General features: G+C 40.1%; 15 protein-coding genes. 9 read left to right on the top strand and 6 right to left on the bottom strand.

The window, feature by feature from the left end:
* The first annotated feature begins 5 nt into the window (after nt 1-5).
* Together VXS03_RS02265 and recR are read left to right on the top strand one after the other, a co-directional pair.
* A complete protein-coding gene (locus VXS03_RS02265; protein WP_045041700.1) occupies nt 6-335 on the top strand; it encodes a YbaB/EbfC family nucleoid-associated protein in 330 nt (109 codons plus the stop codon).
* Nucleotides 336-338: 3 nt separating this feature from the next.
* A complete protein-coding gene (gene recR / locus VXS03_RS02260; protein WP_327761752.1) occupies nt 339-938 on the top strand; it encodes a recombination mediator RecR in 600 nt (199 codons plus the stop codon).
* A gap of 90 nt (nt 939-1,028) precedes the next feature.
* Here the strand turns inward: recR and VXS03_RS02255 are convergent, their stop codons facing one another.
* Nucleotides 1,029-1,520 carry a regulatory protein ToxS gene (locus VXS03_RS02255; RefSeq protein WP_327761751.1) on the bottom strand — a complete coding sequence of 164 codons (492 nt, stop codon included), beginning with the start codon at nt 1,518-1,520 and terminating at the stop codon, nt 1,029-1,031.
* Nucleotides 1,521-1,567: 47 nt separating this feature from the next.
* The gene (locus VXS03_RS02250; RefSeq protein WP_327761750.1) at nt 1,568-2,437 is read right to left on the bottom strand and encodes a transcriptional regulator; all 870 of its coding nucleotides are present in this window, start codon (nt 2,435-2,437) and stop codon (nt 1,568-1,570) included.
* A 192-nt stretch (nt 2,438-2,629) separates the two neighbouring features.
* Here VXS03_RS02250 and htpG point away from each other — a divergent pair, with 192 nt between their 5' ends.
* The 4 genes from htpG to VXS03_RS02230 all read left to right on the top strand — a co-directional run bounded on the left by htpG (nt 2,630) and on the right by VXS03_RS02230 (nt 7,970).
* On the top strand, nt 2,630-4,531 hold the full coding sequence (htpG, locus tag VXS03_RS02245) for a molecular chaperone HtpG (RefSeq protein WP_327761749.1): 1,902 nt from the start codon (nt 2,630-2,632) through the stop codon (nt 4,529-4,531).
* Nucleotides 4,532-4,673: 142 nt separating this feature from the next.
* A complete protein-coding gene (gene adk, locus VXS03_RS02240) occupies nt 4,674-5,318 on the top strand; it encodes an adenylate kinase (protein WP_060997002.1) in 645 nt (214 codons plus the stop codon).
* Nucleotides 5,319-5,542: 224 nt separating this feature from the next.
* Entirely contained in the window at nt 5,543-6,514 is a 972-nt protein-coding gene (gene hemH / locus VXS03_RS02235) for a ferrochelatase (protein ID WP_327761748.1), read from the top strand.
* Nucleotides 6,515-6,665: 151 nt separating this feature from the next.
* Complete coding sequence (locus VXS03_RS02230; RefSeq protein ID WP_327761747.1) at nt 6,666-7,970, top strand: inosine/guanosine kinase; 1,305 nt, start codon at nt 6,666-6,668, stop codon at nt 7,968-7,970.
* 67 nt (nt 7,971-8,037) lie between these two features.
* On the opposite strand, the gene asnB is transcribed toward VXS03_RS02230, so the two are convergent.
* The 3 genes from asnB to nagC form a co-directional block, all read right to left on the bottom strand.
* On the bottom strand, nt 8,038-9,708 hold the full coding sequence (gene asnB / locus VXS03_RS02225; protein ID WP_327761745.1) for an asparagine synthase B: 1,671 nt from the start codon (nt 9,706-9,708) through the stop codon (nt 8,038-8,040).
* A 323-nt stretch (nt 9,709-10,031) separates the two neighbouring features.
* Nucleotides 10,032-11,627, bottom strand: a complete 1,596-nt coding sequence (locus VXS03_RS02220) for a cation:proton antiporter family protein (protein ID WP_327761744.1) — start codon at nt 11,625-11,627, stop codon at nt 10,032-10,034.
* A gap of 159 nt (nt 11,628-11,786) precedes the next feature.
* Nucleotides 11,787-13,001: a DNA-binding transcriptional regulator NagC gene (nagC, locus tag VXS03_RS02215; protein WP_327761743.1), complete on the bottom strand. Its 1,215-nt coding sequence runs from the start codon at nt 12,999-13,001 to the stop codon at nt 11,787-11,789.
* A gap of 224 nt (nt 13,002-13,225) precedes the next feature.
* Here nagC and VXS03_RS02210 point away from each other — a divergent pair, with 224 nt between their 5' ends.
* Nucleotides 13,226-13,495, top strand: a complete 270-nt coding sequence (locus tag VXS03_RS02210; protein ID WP_327761742.1) for a hypothetical protein — start codon at nt 13,226-13,228, stop codon at nt 13,493-13,495.
* On the opposite strand, the gene nagB is transcribed toward VXS03_RS02210, so the two are convergent.
* Nucleotides 13,466-14,266, bottom strand: a complete 801-nt coding sequence (gene nagB / locus VXS03_RS02205; RefSeq protein ID WP_327761741.1) for a glucosamine-6-phosphate deaminase — start codon at nt 14,264-14,266, stop codon at nt 13,466-13,468. The two genes, VXS03_RS02210 and nagB, sit on opposite strands and share 30 nt — an antisense overlap.
* A 257-nt stretch (nt 14,267-14,523) precedes the next feature.
* On the opposite strand from nagB, the gene nagE reads away from it, so the two are divergent.
* Nucleotides 14,524-15,993 carry an N-acetylglucosamine-specific PTS transporter subunit IIBC gene (gene nagE / locus VXS03_RS02200; protein ID WP_327761740.1) on the top strand — a complete coding sequence of 490 codons (1,470 nt, stop codon included), beginning with the start codon at nt 14,524-14,526 and terminating at the stop codon, nt 15,991-15,993.
* Nucleotides 15,994-16,168: 175 nt separating this feature from the next.
* Entirely contained in the window at nt 16,169-18,832 is a 2,664-nt protein-coding gene (locus tag VXS03_RS02195; RefSeq protein WP_327761739.1) for a beta-N-acetylhexosaminidase, read from the top strand.
* Nucleotides 18,833-19,012 lie beyond the last annotated feature (180 nt).

Raw genomic sequence — 19,012 nt, 5'->3', positions numbered from 1 at the left:
GAGATATGTTTGGTAAAGGCGGTATGGGCAACATGATGAAGCAAGCGCAACAAATGCAAGAGCGCATGCAAAAGATGCAAGAAGAAGTTGCAAACATGGAAGTTACTGGTGAATCTGGTGCTGGCCTTGTTAAAGTAACTATCACTGGTAGCCACAGCGTACGTCGTGTTGAAATTGATGAAAGTCTAATGGAAGATGATAAAGATATGCTTGAAGACTTGATTGCTGCGGCATTCAATGATGCAGCACGTCGTATCGAAGAAACACAAAAAGAAAAAATGGCAGGTGTTACCGGCGGTATGAATTTACCTGCTGGCTTTAAGCTACCGTTTTAATCAATGCGAACCAGTCACTTACTGGAGCATTTGATGGAAGCCTTACGCTGCTTACCTGGGGTTGGTCCTAAGTCAGCACAGCGAATGGCTTTTAATTTGCTACAACGAAATCGTCAAGGGGGCCTACAGCTCGCTGATGCGTTAAATCAAGCGATGACAGAAATTGGTCATTGTCGTGATTGTCGTACGTTTACCGAAGATGATGTTTGTGCAATTTGTGATAATCCTCGGCGTCAAGAGAACGGCATTATTTGTGTGGTTGAAAGCCCCGCAGATATTGTGGCAGTAGAAGCAACCGGTCAATTTTCAGGACGTTATTTTGTATTAATGGGCCATTTATCACCGCTTGACGGTGTTGGTCCGGCCGATATTGGTCTTGATACGCTAGAGTTTCGTCTACAAAAAGAAGCAATTAATGAATTGATTTTAGCCACCAATCCAACGGTTGAAGGCGAGGCTACAGCCCATTATATTGCTGAACTTTGTCATGAATATGATGTGCCTGCGAGTCGAATTGCTCACGGCGTACCTGTCGGTGGCGAGTTAGAGTTGGTTGATGGTACTACGCTATCTCATTCTCTTGCTGGACGGCAGCGATTGTAGCCAAGGTTATTATTGCAATAAAAAAACCGCGTTCTTTGAGCGCGGTTTTTTATTGTTTGTAATTTATGTGGCTAGTATACGTTAGTCGTGTTATTTGGTTGAATACAACACTTTAGAGCCATGAGTGAGACTTGTCAGTAATAATGTATGCTTGTTGATAATGTCAATACGACGACTTTCTTGGGCATTCATTCTAAAGATATCTCTAATGATATTTAACTGTTTACTATCGAAATCATGGTTTGAACCAGAAGTAATATCTTTAAATTCTAGTGGTTCTGTTAATAAATAACCGCCGCTAACATCCCATCGACCTGATTCTGAAATATGAATCGTTAATGGCTGTGGTTCATCACTGTGTAATTCAAGGATCGTGATCCGTGAATAAGTGTGATTAGGTAAAAATACCATGTTACTGCTTTGTTTTACTTTGCGTAATTCTTGCAGTGAAGATTGTGGTAATGATTCTATTTGACTAACCGTCGTGCTTTGCCATTCACGCGACATCAACAATTGTTGTTGCTTGTAGTCCGTTGAAAAATATACCCATGAACACAGAATAATCGAACTAACCAAAATCATAAAAGGCCAGTATCTGTGTAACAGACGGGGGATTTGGTTAGAGGCTGTTAGCGACATAAATTTGAGTTATCCTTACCGCTTGTCAGTAAACGCAATGTAACATTTTCGGCTGGCTGCTTACTGTTATGTAAATAGTTTAAATACAGTTGATTATTTTGACCACCCGTGACGATAACCTCAGACGGTTTCATATCAGCATTGTTGTGATATTGAATGTAGCTGTTAACACACGTCTTGATCAAATCCTGCCATTGTTTGATTTCAGTGTTATTTTTAGAGGCATAAATAGTTACCCCATCAACATCAAATAAAGGTGTAAATGCAACAGATTTTGGTGGCATGCTGATGTTTACAATGATCGGTAGAACAAAAGCAATCGCTAATGCTAACCAACCTTTCCATGAGATCAATGTTGATTTATTTTCAGTTAACGCTTCATCATGTGTTGCTGTCGATGTGCTGTTATACGATTCTTTTCGAGGAGCAGACAGAATGGGTTCAAACTCCGGTGGCGTAGAAAGTAACGCAGGCTCATCGATATCCGTTTCAGGCTCTAAGGGCGGTTTTAGACAGACATAACCTTCCACACTGGCAATCATTTGATAGCCACGTTTAGGTACTGTTTTTACAAATTCTGGCGATTTAGTTGAGTCTTTTAATGCCTTACGTAAGGTTGAAATTGCTTGGGTTAGGCTTGAATCATCGACTTCAAACCCCTGTTCTCGCCACACATAATCATGGATCCGTTGGCGAGTAATAATTAGGCTAGGATCTTCAATGAGCAAACTTAAAGCTCGACTTTCATTGCTGCCTAGTCGAGTTAATTCATTATTATCACATTTATCTATTAAGCTGTTGTCATTTGGATCGAAAATAAAACGATTTCCAATCAAATACTTAGTTGCATTTGTTGTCATTGGTTTAGCCTTGCCAAGGGTTTTATATAAACAGTATTATTATATGTTTTATCTGAATACTATCTGAATCTAAAAATATAAAACCGTTACTCAAAAAATATAAAAATAAAAAACATGTTATTTTAGGTTGAAATCATACAGTTTGACCATATTTATCTTTATATACTACTCATAAATTTTTTTGGAGTCGAAATGAGCGATCAAACAGTTGATAATCAAAAGGAAACACGAGGCTTCCAATCAGAAGTAAAACAACTACTGCATTTAATGATTCATTCTCTTTATTCTAATAAAGAGATTTTTTTACGTGAATTGATTTCAAATGCATCAGATGCTGCGGATAAATTACGTTTTAAAGCTTTGTCTCAAACTGAGCTTTACGGTAACGATGCAGATTTATGTGTAAAACTGTCAGTTAACAAGGATGCGGGTACATTAACCATTAGTGATAATGGTATTGGTATGACGCGTGAACAAGCAATTGAACATTTAGGTACTATTGCTAAATCTGGCACTAAAGAATTCTTTGCCCAGTTAAATGAAGATGAAACCAAAGATTCTCAATTAATTGGTCAATTTGGTGTGGGTTTCTATTCTGCATTTATTGTTGCTGATAATGTCATCGTTAATACTCGCAGTGCTGAAGTGACAGCTGACGAAGGTGTGAGCTGGACATCTGCGGGTGAAGGTGATTACAGTATCGAAACCATCACTAAAGCAACGCGCGGTACTGATATTATTTTACATTTACGTGCTGATGAACAAGAGTTCTTAGATGAGCATCGTTTACGTGAAATCGTTGGTAAATATTCTGATCACATTGGTATTCCTGTCTTTATTCAAACAGAAGAACAAGATGAAGAAGGCAAGGTTACCGGTACTAAATGGGATCAAATTAACAAAGCACAAGCACTTTGGACGCGTAGTAAGTCTGATATCAGCGATGAAGAATATAAAGAATTTTACAACCATGTAGCGCATGATTATGCCGAGCCATTAGCGTGGAGCCATAACCGCGTTGAAGGTAAGCAAGATTACACTAGCTTGTTATACATTCCTTCAAAAGCACCGTGGGATCTTAATAATCGCGATGGTCAACACGGCCTTAAATTGTATGTACAGCGTGTATTCGTTATGGATGATGCACAGCAGTTTATGCCAACGTACTTACGCTTTGTTCGTGGCTTAATTGATTCAAATGATTTACCACTGAACGTGTCTCGTGAAATTTTACAAGACAATAAAGTGACTCAAGCTCTTCGCAAAGCATGTACTAAACGTGTGTTACAAATGCTTGAGCGCATGGCGAAAAACGAGCCAGAGCAATATCAATCATTCTGGAAAGAGTTTGGTCAGGTACTAAAAGAGGGCTTGGCTGAAGACTTTAGCAACCGTGATAAAATTGCAACGTTACTGCGTTTCTCATCAACAGAGAATGACACAACTGAGCAGACGGTTTCATTAGCTGATTATCTTGGTCGCATGAAAGACGGTCAGGATAAGATTTATTATCTAACTGCTGATAATTTCAACGCAGCGAAGCACAGCCCGCACCTTGAGCAATTCCGCGCGAAAGGGTTAGAAGTTATTTTGATGTACGATCGTATTGATGAATACCTAATGGGGCACTTACCTGAATTTGAAGGTAAGAAATTCCAAGCAATCACGAAGTCTGATCTTGATTTGTCTTCATTTGATAACGCTGAAGAAAAAGAAAAGCAAAAAGAGACAGAAAAAGAATTCACATCAGTAACAGAGCGCACTAAAGCTTACTTAGGTGAGCGTGTGAAAGAAGTTCGTCCAACGTTTAAACTGCACGATACGCCAGCTGTCATGGTGACAGATGAAAACGAAATGGGTACTCAAATGGCGAAATTGCTTGCAGCAGCTGGCCATGAAGCACCAGAAGTACAGTACATCTTTGAGTTAAACCCAGAGCATAGCCTAGTGAAGCAAATGGCAGATGAAGCTGACGAAGAAGTCTTTGGCCGTTGGGTTGAGTTCTTGTTTGGTGAAGCAATGCTTGCTGAACGTGGCACCATGGACGATCCTTCACAGTTCTTAGCTGCCGTAAACAAATTGTTGGTTAAATAATCAATTAACCAATCAAAATCACAGACTATTCTGATAAATCCTTCAATCGCAGCTTGGTCATAGTACCAAGCTTGCGACTGAGCGTTAATCAGTGTATTTTCATTTTTTTGCAAATCTCCACTCTATTTTAAAGGGGAACACAATGCGCATTATCCTTCTGGGCGCTCCAGGTGCAGGTAAAGGTACTCAAGCTCAATTCATCATGGAAAAATTTGGTATTCCTCAAATTTCTACTGGTGACATGTTACGTGCAGCAATCAAAGCTGGCACTGAACTAGGTAAGCAAGCAAAATCAGTGATCGATGCAGGTCAACTTGTATCTGACGATATCATCCTTGGTCTTGTTAAAGAGCGTATCACTGCAGAAGATTGTGCAAAAGGTTTCCTACTTGATGGTTTCCCTCGCACAATTCCTCAAGCTGATGGTCTTAAAGAAAATGGCGTTGTTGTAGATTACGTTATTGAATTTGACGTTGCTGATGATGTGATCGTTGAGCGTATGGCGGGTCGTCGTGCTCACCTTGCTTCAGGTCGTACTTACCATGCTGTTTACAACCCACCAAAGGTTGAAGGTAAAGATGACGTAACAGGTGAAGATCTTGTTATTCGTGAAGATGACAAAGAAGAAACTGTTCGCGCACGTCTAAACGTATACCACACTCAAACTGCACCACTTATCGAATACTACGGTAAAGAAGCTGCGGCTGGTAACACTAAATACCTTAAATTCGATGGTACTTTACCTGTTGCTGAAGTAAGTGCACAGCTTGAGAAAGCACTAGCATAAATAATATTGTTGATTAGCTAATATTTATAATAGCTAATGACGATGTAAATAAACGGGCTTACCAATTGGTAATGCTCGTTTTTTTTGGTTTTAATATAGAGGTGTTATAAGATGTTATAACAAGATTGAGTATTTTTTGTTGCTGAAATGTATGTGTTTGAGGCTGGAAATAACGTATTTTCAGCGACGGGAATAAATAGAGTAAAGATAAAGGATAAATACCGATGACAATAAATAATAACTATGGGGTATTACTGGTTAATCTTGGTACTCCTGCTACACCAACAACCGCTGGCGTGAAGCAGTTTTTAGCCGAGTTTTTACACGACAAGCGAGTGGTGGATATGACGCGTTGGCTATGGTGTCCTATTTTGCATGGCATTATTTTACCTATTCGCTCCCCTAAAGTGGCTAAATTATACCAATCAGTGTGGATGGATGATGGATCACCGCTAATGGTGTACTCACATCGTCAGCAACAAGCCTTGCAGCAAACACTTAATGTTCCGGTTGCATTAGGCATGACTTATGGTGAGCCAAGTATTCAATCAGGCTTGCAGCAATTAAAACAACAGGGATGTCAGCAAATTCTAGTATTGCCGCTATATCCTCAATATTCAGCGACGACGACGGCTGCTGTTTTTGATCGTATTGCGAAAGAGTTAAAAACTGTGCCTGAATTACCCGAATTACGATTTGTGAATCATTATTATGATCACCCTGATTATATTGCTGCGTTGTCTCAATCTGTTACAGCATTTTGGGCAGAAAAGGGGCAGCCTGATTATTTATTATGTTCTTATCATGGTATACCTCAACGTTATGCCGATAATGGTGATCCATATCCAGAACACTGCCATCAAACAACGGCGTTACTTGCTCAGTCGCTTGATATGGCGCGAGAAAAAATGAGCATGAGCTATCAATCTATTTTTGGACGTGAAGAGTGGCTAAAACCGTATACTGAAGCGACAATTCGATCATTAGCAGAAAAAGGCATTAAACGATTAGACGTAATGTGTCCGGCTTTTTCTGTTGATTGTTTGGAAACATTAGAAGAAATTGCAGAACAGTGTAAAGAAGTATTTATTGAGGCTGGTGGCAAAGAGTTTAATTTGATCCCATGCTTAAATGATGATCCCGCTCATATAGCAATGATGGAAAGCTTGGTTAAGCAGCATACACAAGGATGGTAATGCCAATAGCAACAGGAAAACTATTCCCATGACGATAACGTTTGCGTTGTTGTTTATGGCTATTATTCGTAAAACCTATGATAGCTTTTGCTTTTATGTACTAAATTCTGTGATAGAATTCGCAAAATTTACAACTTGACAGCCCATTGACATGAAATTTCCAGGCCAACGAAAATCTAAGCATTATTTTCCCGTACATGCTCGCGATCCACTTCTAAGTCAAACGAAGATAGAGAAGCGTTTAACACGTACTCATGTTGTGGGTATCGATCAAACATTGGTTGATATTGAAGCCTACGTTGATGATGAGTTTCTGGAACGTTATGAGCTAAGTAAAGGCCATTCATTAGTTATTACTGATGAAAAAGCTGAAGCGCTATACCATGAGTTGAAAGAAAATAATCTTGTGACTCATGAGTTCGCAGGCGGTACGATTGGTAACACTTTACATAATTACTCTGTATTAGCTGATGATAAATCTGTATTACTAGGCGTAATGAGTAAAGACATTGAAATTGGTAGTTATGCTTACCGTTATCTTTGTAATACCTCAAGCCGTATGGATATGAACTATCTACAGCCTGTAGATGGTCCTATTGGCCGTTGTTTTGCGCTTATTTCTAAAGATGGTGAGCGTACCTTCGCAATTAACGAAGGTCGAATGAACCAACTGAAGCCTGAGAGTATTCCTGAGTGCGTATTTGAAAATGCATCAGCTCTAGTACTAACTGCTTATCTTGTTCGTTGTAAGCCTGGTGATCCAATGCCGGCGGCAACAATGCAAGCGATTGAATACGCTAAGAAATATGATGTGCCTGTTGTATTAACACTGGGTACTAAATTCGTTATTCAAGATGATCCACAGTGGTGGCGTGATTTCTTACGTGATCATGTTACTGTGGTTGCGATGAATGAAGACGAAGGTGAAGCATTAACGGGCGAGTCAGATCCACTTGTTGCAGCAGATAAAACACTAGAGTGGGTTGATCTTGTTTTGTGTACTGCTGGTCCTGTTGGTCTATACACGGCAGGTTACACTGAAGATTCAGCTAAACGCGAAACTGCGTTACCGCTATTACCTGGTGATATTGCTGAATTTAACCGTTACGAATTTAGCCGCCCAATGATTAAAGCAACGTGTGAAAATCCAACCAAGGTTTACTCACATATTGCACCATATATGGGTGGTCCTGAGCGTATAAAAAACACTAACGGTGCTGGTGATGGTGCGTTATCTGCACTATTACACGATATGTCTGCTAACCGTTACCATAAAGAAAACGTGCCAAATTCAAGTAAGCACCAGTATTCTTTCCTAACTTATTCATCATTTTCACAGGTTTGTTTGTATGCAAACCGTGTAAGTTATGAAGTATTAGCTCAGTATTCACCTCGTCTTTCTCGCGGCCTACCTGAGCGTGAAGATAGCCTAGAAGAAGCTTACTGGGAACGTTAATAGCGTTTGTTATTAATTAAAAAAAACCGCCATTTTTGATGGCGGTTTTTTTATACGGTAAATTTATTTATTTTTTGTAAGCTTGGTTATGAACAGCTGCAATTGCACGGCCGGACGGATCTGCTGCATTTTTAAAGCTTTCATCCCACTCAATTGCTTTAGCACTAGAACAAGCAATAGATGGACCACCAGGAACACATTTTGCTGCGCTTTCTAGTGGGAATAGCTCTTCAAAAATTTCACGGTAAACATAGCCTTCTTTTGTTGTTGGTGTGTTATACGGGAAGCGGAATGCTGCTGTTGCTAATTGTTGGTCGGTGACTTTAGCTGCTGCAACTTCTTTAAGGCTATCAATCCAGCCATAACCTACACCATCTGAAAACTGCTCTTTTTGACGCCATGCAACAGACTCCGGAAGGTAGTGTTCAAAACACTCACGAATAATGTGTTTTTCCATTTTTCCGTTGCCACACATTTTATCTTGAGGATTAATGCGCATTGCAACATCAAGGAACTCTTTATCCAAGAATGGTACTCGTGCTTCGATGCCCCATGCCGCCATTGATTTGTTCGCGCGAGCACAGTCAAACATGTTAAGCGCTAACAATTTACGTACTGTCTCTTCATGGAATTCTTTGGCGTTAGGCGCTTTGTGGAAATATAAATAACCACCAAAGATTTCATCAGCACCTTCACCTGAAAGCACCATTTTAATTCCCATTGCGCGGATCTTACGTGACATGAGGTACATTGGCGTTGATGCACGAATCGTCGTGACATCATAAGTTTCAATGTGGTAGATCACATCACGAATAGCATCTAAACCTTCTTGAACGGTATAAGTTAATTCATGGTGAACGGTGCCAATGGCATCTGCTACAATTTTTGCCGCTTTTAGATCCGGAGCCCCTTCAAGGCCAATCGCAAATGAGTGTAAAGTTGGCCACCATGCTTGTGATTGCTCATCATCTTCAATACGTTTAGCTGCAAATTTTTTGGTGATTGCAGATATTACAGATGAATCTAAACCACCGGACAGTAATACCCCATAAGGCACATCGGTCATTAATTGGCGTTTAACGGCACTTTCAAGTGCATCAGTTAGTGCCATTTTATCTGTTTTTGCATCTTTAACAGCATCAAACTCCATCCAGTCACGTTTATAGTAACGAACGGGCTCACCTTTTTTGCTCCAAAGGTAAGTACCTGGAGGAAATTCGCTGATTGTTTTACAAACCGGCACTAATGCTTTCATTTCTGATGCAACATAGAAGTTACCATGCTCATCATAGCCTTGGTAAAGTGGAATGATACCAATATGGTCACGGCCAATAAGGTAAGCGTCTTCTTGCTCATCATAAAGAATAAAAGCAAAGATACCGTTGAGGTAATCCAACAGTTCAGGGCCTTTTTCTTTATAAAGCGCTAAAATAATTTCACAATCAGATTCTGTTTGGAAAGGGTAGTCAGGTGCAAATTCAGCGCGTAGTTCTTTATGGTTATAGATTTCACCATTTACGGCAAGTACATGACTTTTATCTGTGTTGTACAGCGGTTGCTCGCCACTATTAAGGTCAACGATCGCTAAACGCTCATGCACTAGAATCGCATTGTCTGAGGCATAAATGCCTGACCAATCAGGGCCGCGGTGGCGCATTTTTTTTGATAGTTCAAGGGCTGTTGTACGAAGTACTGATGAGTCGCTCTTGATGTCAAGGATACCGAATACTGAACACATAATAATACTACTCCAAACGTTCTATTTTTATTATCCATAATTAATGGAAATGTATCATGTAGCTAATAAGTTATCATTATGATAATTGATGTTGATGCCACATCTCTTTTCTTGTTGATTGTTAAAATCACGTATTCGTTAACGAATTACAACCATTTATTATAATTACATTTAAATAAAGCGTTGGTGGTGAATATTATTTATTTAAATTACATTTTTCTGAATATTATCTATTTTGAAGGAGTTTTTTAATTAAAAAAATAAACAATGGTCGCGCCATTATTTATTTTTCATTGCGAAATATCTAACTTTTGAAGCGTAACTTAGGGGCTTTTTATAGAAGATATTTGAGGTTGAAGATGATCACAGACATCACGAGCAAAACCGCTCCCAGCTTCGCTATAAATATTAAAAGCAGCGTCAATCCCCTGTTGGTGTAATTGTGTTTCTTCATCACTGTATTTGGCGATAGCGGCTATTTTTCCTTGGAAATCACGGCTTTTTAGTTGCTCTAAGGCATAGATATTCGCAGGGCCATTTGGCATTGCTAATAAAATAAGTTCAATATGGTGATTTTTTATGACTCGTTCCCAAAAATCAGGGTCGGTGGCATCACCATGAATGACATTACGTTGTTGGCGACGGTGTAGTTCTACCGATTCTCTGCGAGTTTCAACACCAATAATCTGTTTACCGTACCGACTTTCTAATTCGTCATAAGCACCAGAGCCGATACGGCCCATGCCAAGGATTAGAATACTGGCGTTCCCTAAATCAATCAGTTTGTCGTTACAATTTAATCGATCAGGATCAAATTCTTTTAGGCGTTTAGCCGCTTCAGTATAAAGTTTATGACTCATACTGTTTAGCGGTGCTGCTAGTAAGAATGATAAAGATACTGCAATAGCCATTGCGACTAAGAAAGTGCCTGGCAATAGTCCCATTTTATAAGCTACGCCACCTACAATAAGGCCGAATTCACTGTAATTAAATAAGGTTAATGTGGCTAGCATTGAGGTGCGTACACGATAGCGACATAAATGAAAAACGGCGTAATACAGTATTCCTTTAAGAGGCAACAATAGCATTAATACCAGTGCCATTAACATGCCATTTACGGTAGGGGATTCTGCAAGACCAATATTTAAAAAGAAGCATACAAGTAAAAGTTCTTTGAAATTAAATAATGACTTAGCCATTTCTGATGCTTTAGGGTGGCCAGCCATTAACATACCTAATATCAAGGCGCCTAAATCTGGTTTCATGCCGACAATTTCAAATAATCCCGCGCCAGCAACAAGGGCGAGGATCACAGCATAAAGTACTAATATTTCACCATGACCCGCTTTATCAAGGATACGATATAATAATGGACGTAGTAAGGGCAGGGCAAACAAACCAAGTGCGGTAATCTCTGGAATTTTACCGCTGGATATGGTGAGAAAGAGGACGGCAAAAATATCCTGCATAACTAGAATACCAATCGCAACGGTACCGTATTTAGCGTTCAGTTCGCCTTTATCTTGTAGTAGTTTGACAGCAAAAACAGTACTAGAAAATGACAATGCAAATCCAATCAGTATTAATTGACTGAGTGCCATGTCAGCAAACATGGTCAGCCCTAATTGTTTTAGTACTAAAAGAAAGAGGGTAAACAGAGCTGTAGATAGCAGGTTATGTATTGTCGCACCACCCCATACTTCTTTGTTAAGTAAGGTTTTTATGTCAAGTTTTAAGCCGATGGTAAATAACAATAATGTCACACCAAGATCGGCTAACGTTGTCAGTGCTGGTGTCGGTTGAAAACCAAAACTATTCAGCGTAAAACCGGCGACTAAAAAGCCAACCAGAGGCGGTAATTTACAACGAAGGGCAATAAAACCGGCGAGAAAAGCCGCGCTAATATACAGTAACTCCATACCTTAGACTACATCCTTGCAAGATAGTGTGCGGAAATATAATTGAGAACAATAATAGCATTAGGGGGATTAATCATTTGAGATTAATCCCCCTTTTTTATGATGGCAGTTTGATAATAACAACGGTGATTTGTTGTTATTTATTGTTATTGCAGATATTTAATCTTCTAGTAAACGTTGTAGCAGTACACCGTTAAGCATTGCACGCTTGATCATTGAAAAAGCACCAATAGTGGGTTGGTTATATAACTCTGATGCAACAATGGGTAAATCGTGATTAAAAGCAGATAATGATTGGTTTTCAACACACCGACGTATTGCTGGTAACACAATTGCTTGTGCTTGAGTAATATTACCCGCCAGAATAATCTTTTGAGGGTTGAATAAATTAATTGTCATCGCTAATGCTTTACCAAGGTGGTGACCGACTTTTAGTAATGCTTGAATAGCCAGTTCATCGCCATTATTGGCAGCATCACAAATAGCAGGCATGGTGAGCTCTTCTAAGACTTGTAAGCTACTTGGATAGCCTTGATTGAGGAGATCTTGAACATGCATAATCACTGCCGGATCAGATGCTACTGTTTCTAAGCAGCCAAAGTTACCACATTGGCATTTATCGCCCAAAGGATCGATTTGAATATGACCAATTTCGCCGACATTACGGTTTTGCCCTAGGAATACTTGGCCATTAACGATAATGCCGGCACCAGTACCATTGTGCATGCTAACTAAGATAGAATCTTTGCAATCGCGACTGGCACCAAAGAAGTGCTCTGCTAGTGCTAAGCCTCGAACGTCATTACCAACAAAGGCAATAATGTTAAATGTTTTTTGCAAAATATGCGCCAGTTCAAAATCATGAACTTTAATATTGGGCATATAAGTAACGGTGCCATTTTCTGGGTTAACAAGCCCTGGAAGAATAACGCCAAATGCGACCAATTCTTTCATTACATTCTGATTATTATCAATAAATTCTTGAATATATTTGATGAGGCCTTCGGCTAATACATCTTGGTCAGAATATAAAAATGGGTAGGCCGCACCAGTAATATGTTTACCACTGAGGTCATAAAGGGTTATTTCAATATAATTTCGGCCAATACGTACTGCAATCGAGTGGAAATCAGCTGATTCTGTTGTCAGCGATATTGCTCTTCTTCCTCCCGTTGATGCTTGTTGCGCGACTTCTTTTATTAAGCCACGCTCCAGTAATTGGCGAGTGATTTTAGTGACACTTGCAGGAGCGAGGTGACTAATATCAGCGACCTGAATGCGAGAGATAGGGCCCTGCAAGTCGATAAGTCGGTATACTGCAGCACTATTTAGCTGCTTGACCAGATCAACATTACCAATTTGTCCGCCTGTCATAATTTAGTTCTGCTCGTAATTAGCGTTAATAATTATCGCCTGAAGATGATTATGATGATGAATTATCGTTATCGTCTTTATCAAAGCGCTACCTATATTCGACACTGATTTGATTTATTTGGATGGTTATAAGTGTCAAATTGTTTGATGTATTGCATTTTTCAATACATTAATTAACACAGTAATATACTTTCTTATGAGTAAAAATAAAGAATTCGTTGTTGATGCTTGCTTGGGCTGTGGCATTGGTCACTAAAATGCAAAAACAAGCTAAAAAGAAAGGAGGTATCGCTAACAAGAGAATTGTAAACCATGACTGTATTATCAATAGCCACAATTATTCTTTTTTGTGTTTAATTTCAATGGGGAAATTAAAACGCCGTCAGAGTGGCGGCGCTTATTCAATGCTCGGTGACGATAAACAAAATTGTTATTTCGCACCTAAAAATGACACGGTTCTTAGATTAGATGTGTGCCAGATTTTCAGCTTCTAACTCTTGGAAGTACTTAACTGTTTTCACTTTAAGCTCTTGAGTTGATGGCTCATCACAAATGATCATTGATTTAGGGTGAAGCTGTAGTGCAGATACAGTCCACAGGTGGTTTACACAGCCTTCAACAGCAGCTTCAAGTGCTTGTGCCTTGTTGTGACCGGTGATCAGAATCATGACTTCTTCGGAATCTAGTAGTGTACCCACACCAATAGTTAATGAATATTTAGGAACTTGGTTGATATCACCATCAAAGAAACGCGAGTTTGCAATACGAGTTTCGTGCGTAAGCGTTTTGATACGAGTACGAGAAGCTAGTGATGATGCAGGTTCGTTGAATGCAATATGGCCGTCGTTACCCACGCCACCCATGAATAAATTGATGCGGCCGTAAGTTTTAATTTTGTCTTCGTAACGTTGACATTCAGCTTCGTGATCTGCGGCATTACCATCAAGTAAGTTAATGTTTTGCTCTTGCATATCAACATGGCTAAAGAAGTTGTTATACATGAAGTTACGGTATGATTCAGGGTGATCAGCCGCCATACCAACATATTCATCCATGTTGAATGTTACGACGTTTTTAAAGCTTACTTCGCCAGCTTGGTATAGTTCAATCAAACGCTGGTATGTCGGAAGTGGTGTACCACCTGTAGGTAGACCTAGCACAAATGGACGCTCAGCTGTTGGTTGGAACTTATTAATGCGATCTGCAATGTAGCGAGCAGACCATAAACCAACATCTTTAGCGTTATTAAGCGGGATTAGTCTCACGTTGACACCTCGTTGAAGATAGTTAAAACAGGAAAAATCTTAGCGGCATAGCGCCTTTGTTTCGAATGATAAAATAAGTTTTATGATCGAGCTAGCAAAATCACTCAGTTCTGTCTTCGGTCGGTGATTAAGATCACAAATGATGATGTTTTAATTTGCGGAGCGAAATAAAATTCATAAACTGCAAAGGACAAAAAAGAGATGGCAAAAAAAAGCTATCACTATCGCATCTAAGAAAACCATAGGGGGAACTAAGGGTGAATATTCTTGGATATTTTCAAAAAGTAGGTAAAGCACTAATGGTGCCAGTTGCAGTACTTCCTGCAGCGGCAATTTTAATGGGTATTGGTTACTGGATTGACCCAACCGGCTGGGGTGCAAACTCTGCGTTGGCGGCATTCTTAATCAAAGCGGGCTCAGCAATTATCGACAACATGTCAGTGTTGTTTGCAATTGGTGTTGCTTACGGTATGTCTAAAGATAAAGATGGTGCAGCAGCACTTTCTGGTTTTGTAGGCTTCCTAGTTGTTACAACGTTACTAGCACCTGGTGCCGTAGCACAAATCCAAGGTATTGACGCAAACGCAGTTCCTGCTGCATTTGGCAAAATCAATAACCAATTCGTAGGTATCCTTGTCGGTATCGTATCAGCAGAAATCTACAATCGTTTCTCTCACGTAGAATTGCACAAAGCATTGGCATTCTTCAGTGGTAAGCGTTTGATCCCAATTTTAACTTCTGTTGCTGGTATCCTTATCGCAGGCGTATTGATGTATGTTTGGCCTTCAATTTACAACGGCCTTGTACATTTTGGTGAGAGCATTCAAGGTCTAGGCGCTGCCGGTGCTGGTATCTATGCATTCTTTAACCGTCTATTGATTCCTGTTGGTCTTCACCACGCATTGAACTCAGTATTCTGGTTTGATGTTGCAGGCATTAACGATATTCCTAACTTCTTAAGTGGTAAAGGTACCCCTGGCATTACTGGTATGTACCAGGCTGGTTTCTTCCCTATCATGATGTTTGGTCTACCTGGTGCTGCACTTGCTATGTACCAAACAGCAAAAGCGAAGAACAAAGAGCGTGTAGCTTCTCTTCTTCTAGCTGCAGGTTTTGCATCATTCTTCACTGGTGTTACTGAGCCACTAGAATTTGCATTCATGTTCCTTGCGCCACCACTTTATGTTATCCACGCAGCTCTGACGGGTATCTCTGTATACATCGCAGCATCAATGCACTGGATTGCAGGTTTCGGCTTCTCAGCAGGTCTAGTTGACTTATTCTTGTCAACGCGTAACCCGCTAGCTGTTCAATGGCACATGTTGATTCTTCAAGGTATTGTATTCTTCGGTCTATACTACTTCATCTTCCGTACCGTTATTCTTAAGTTCAACCTTAAGACACCTGGCCGTGAAGACGACGACGAAGAAGTATCATCAGTACGTGGTTCAGCTGAAACTGGTGAGTTAGCTAAGCAGTACTTAAAAGCGCTTGGTGGTCACGGTAACCTAGAAAACATTGATGCTTGTATCACTCGTCTACGTCTTACACTAAAAGACAGTAGTTTAGCTGATGAGAAAACATTAAAAGCTCTAGGTGCAATGGGTGTGGTTAAACTAGGTTCAAACAACCTACAAGTTATCCTTGGCCCTCTAGCTGAAATCGTTGCTGGCGAAATGAAAAAGATTCCAGTATCAGAAGATCTATCAGCAGTAAAACTTCCATAATTATTTAAATTCTTAAGTAATTAGGCGACACACGAAATACCGCAACACTTTTAATTAGACCGGTCCTGATATTTTAATTGTAAGATATCAAGACCGGCATTTTGAGTACCCAACTTTTGGGCTCTATATAGATTTTCCCTTCATTTTAAGGGATATCGGGAGAAAGGAATATTTCATGACTATTAAACTTACAGCGTTAGCATCTTTCATTGCACTAGCAGTAACTGGTTGTGCAACTCAAGGAAATGATGATGAAAAGGTTGTTAAAAATTTAGCTAATAACCTTGATGTTACTTATGAAATCGTTACTCAACACGGTGCAGAAGAAGGCCTACAGTGTAAGACGCTAGGCGCAGAATGGGCATCTTGTGATCTAATTAATTTGACGCTGGAAAATAATGGCCCAGCGGTAACGGGTACTGATTGGAAAATTTATTTCAGCAGCATTCGCCAAATTCTTGAAGTGCAAAACGACCAATTCAAAGTTACACACGTAACAGGTGACCTTCATACGTTAGAGCCAACAGACAAGTTTGATGGTTTTGCAGAAGGCGAGAAGGTTGTTATTCCTTACATTGGCGAATACTGGACACTTTTCGAAAATGACTACATGCCTCGTGCATACGTAACATCAGGTGACGCTGCGGCACAAACAATTAAGAGTACAGATTCAGCTAACCCTAGTGATTATTTAGTGCCACTGAAAGGTGACCAATTTAAGCGTGTTAAGGCTGATAATAACGTACTTGCAACCGCTGAAACTCGCTTTAATAAAAACCAAGATATTAATGTGTTAGCGACAGCTGAAGTGGCTGCAACTATTGTTCCTACGCCATTAAGCACTAAGCTTACTGGTAATACTGTTTCATTAGCAAACGGTATTAAAATTACTAACTTTACGTTACCAGCAGACATGATGGCTGCAGTAAATGAGCGTCTTGATGTACTAGGCGTTAACACTAAGGGCCAGTACCCTGTAAAAGTAAGCCGTTTACCGGGCTCATTTGCTAAAGATAAGCAAATTGCAGGTGCTTATACATTAGATGTAACTCCAACTGGTGCAACCATTACTGGTTTTGATGATCAAGGTGCATTCTACGGCGTACAGTCACTAATCTCATTAATGAGTACGGGTGCGAAAAATAGCATTCCTACACTAGAAGTTACCGATGCTCCACGTTTTGACTACCGTGGCGTAATGGTTGATGTTGGTCGTAACTTCCACTCAAAAGACGTTATTCTGCGTACGCTAGACCAAATGGCAGCGTACAAGATGAACAAATTCCACTTCCACCTATCAGATGATGAAGGTTGGCGTGTAGAGATTCCAGGTTTACCAGAACTGACAGATATTGGTAGTAAGCGTTGTCACGATCTTTCTGAAACAACATGTCTGTTACCTCAGTTAGGTTCAGGCCCAACATCAGATAATGATGGCTCTGGTTACTACAGTAAGCAAGATTACTTAGATATTCTAAAATACGCAAAAGCACGTGGTATTGAAGTCATTCCTGAAATCGATATGCCTGCACACGCACGTGCGGCAGTGGTTGCAATGGAAGCACGTTACAATCGTCTTGCTGCTGAAGGTAAGATGGATGAAGCGAATGAATACCGCTTGATGGATCCAAAAGATACGTCAAACGTAACTACCGTGCAGTTCTACGATAAGCGTAGTTTCATCAACCCATGTATGGATTCTTCTGTAAAGTTTGTAGATAAAGTTATTTCTGAACTTCAAGCTATGCATAAAGAAGCAGGAATGCCACTAAATACATGGCACTTCGGTGGTGATGAAGCGAAAAATATTAAGTTAAATGCAGGCTTCCAAGATATTAATGCTGCAGAGCAAACGGCTTGGACGGGTTCTATTGACCAATCTAAGCAAGATAAGCCTTACCAGAAATCACCAATGTGTCAGAAGTTAGTGGCTGATGGTGTAGTAAGTGATTACGATCACCTACCAAGTCACTTTGCTGAGAAAATCAGTGAAGTGGTAAATGGTAAAGGTATTGAAAACTTCCAAGCATGGCAAGATGGCTTGAAGTATTCAAAAGATTCAAAAGCGTTTGGTACAGATAACGTACGTGTAAACTTCTGGGACGTTCTATACTGGGGCGGCGGCGCGTCAGCTTACGAGTGGGCTAATAAAGGCTATGATGTAGTTGTATCAAACCCTGATTATGTTTACATGGATATGCCATATGAAGTAGACCCATCAGAGCGTGGCTACTACTGGGCAACACGTGCAACAGATACGCGTAAGATGTTTGGTTTTGCACCAGAGAACTTACCACAAAATGCGGAAACATCACTTGACCGTGATGGTAATGGCTTTACCAGTAAAGGTACTGTGAAATCAAAAGGTTTCCATGGCTTATCTGCTCAGCTTTGGAGTGAGACAGTAGGTAATGATAAGCAGTATGAATATATGGTATTCCCACGTGTATTAGCCGCCGCTGAGCGTGCATGGCATAAAGGTGAGTGGGAAAATGAATACCAAGCTGGTGTTGAATATTCTCAAGATTCAAACCTTGTAAACAAAAAAGCACTTCACGATGAGTGGCAGCGTTTTGCTAACGTATTAGGTCAACGTGAATTAGCTAAATTAGATGCGGCTGGTATTCAATACCGCGTACCTGTACCTGGTGCCAAGATTGAAAACGGTAAACTTGCGATGAATGTAAGCATGCCAGGTCTGACACTACAGTACTCTACAGACGCAGGTAAAACTTGGAACACTTATGATGCGAAAGCACAACCAAGTGTAACGGGTAAAGTTGAAATCCGTGCTGTAAGTGGTAACGGTAAACGTTTCAGTCGTGTTACAACACTGTAATCGACTAGCGGTTATGTAACGTTTGATCATTATATGATCGCGCTATTGCCGACGATGGGATGACCATCGTCGGCTTTTTATTGCGCGTTATTAATTAAAATCACAACTATTGTTTGTTATAACTGCGTTTTTGATTTTTTGCATAGCGGCATTGAGGTATAGTGTAAAGTCATAGTTCAT

Source organism: Photobacterium sp. S4TG1 (assembly GCF_036040035.1).
Lineage (GTDB): Bacteria > Pseudomonadota > Gammaproteobacteria > Enterobacterales > Vibrionaceae > Photobacterium.
Note: the sequence above shows the minus strand (reverse complement) of the source record. Positions and strands in the feature narration are given on the sequence as shown.

What these genes read in the sequence shown, in the direction of transcription:
- VXS03_RS02210 (WP_327761742.1), top strand. Translation starts at nt 13,226, where the DNA reads ATGCTTGCTTGGGCTGTGGCATTGGTCACTAAAATGCAAAAACAAGCT.
- VXS03_RS02265 (WP_045041700.1), top strand. Translation starts at nt 6, where the DNA reads ATGTTTGGTAAAGGCGGTATGGGCAACATGATGAAGCAAGCGCAACAA.
- hemH (WP_327761748.1), top strand. Translation starts at nt 5,543, where the DNA reads ATGACAATAAATAATAACTATGGGGTATTACTGGTTAATCTTGGTACT.
- htpG (WP_327761749.1), top strand. Translation starts at nt 2,630, where the DNA reads ATGAGCGATCAAACAGTTGATAATCAAAAGGAAACACGAGGCTTCCAA.
- adk (WP_060997002.1), top strand. Translation starts at nt 4,674, where the DNA reads ATGCGCATTATCCTTCTGGGCGCTCCAGGTGCAGGTAAAGGTACTCAA.
- VXS03_RS02255 (WP_327761751.1), bottom strand. Translation starts at nt 1,520, where the DNA reads ATGATTTTGGTTAGTTCGATTATTCTGTGTTCATGGGTATATTTTTCA.
- VXS03_RS02250 (WP_327761750.1), bottom strand. Translation starts at nt 2,437, where the DNA reads ATGACAACAAATGCAACTAAGTATTTGATTGGAAATCGTTTTATTTTC.
- asnB (WP_327761745.1), bottom strand. Translation starts at nt 9,708, where the DNA reads ATGTGTTCAGTATTCGGTATCCTTGACATCAAGAGCGACTCATCAGTA.
- VXS03_RS02220 (WP_327761744.1), bottom strand. Translation starts at nt 11,627, where the DNA reads ATGGAGTTACTGTATATTAGCGCGGCTTTTCTCGCCGGTTTTATTGCC.
- recR (WP_327761752.1), top strand. Translation starts at nt 339, where the DNA reads ATGCGAACCAGTCACTTACTGGAGCATTTGATGGAAGCCTTACGCTGC.
- VXS03_RS02230 (WP_327761747.1), top strand. Translation starts at nt 6,666, where the DNA reads ATGAAATTTCCAGGCCAACGAAAATCTAAGCATTATTTTCCCGTACAT.
- VXS03_RS02195 (WP_327761739.1), top strand. Translation starts at nt 16,169, where the DNA reads ATGACTATTAAACTTACAGCGTTAGCATCTTTCATTGCACTAGCAGTA.
- nagC (WP_327761743.1), bottom strand. Translation starts at nt 13,001, where the DNA reads ATGACAGGCGGACAAATTGGTAATGTTGATCTGGTCAAGCAGCTAAAT.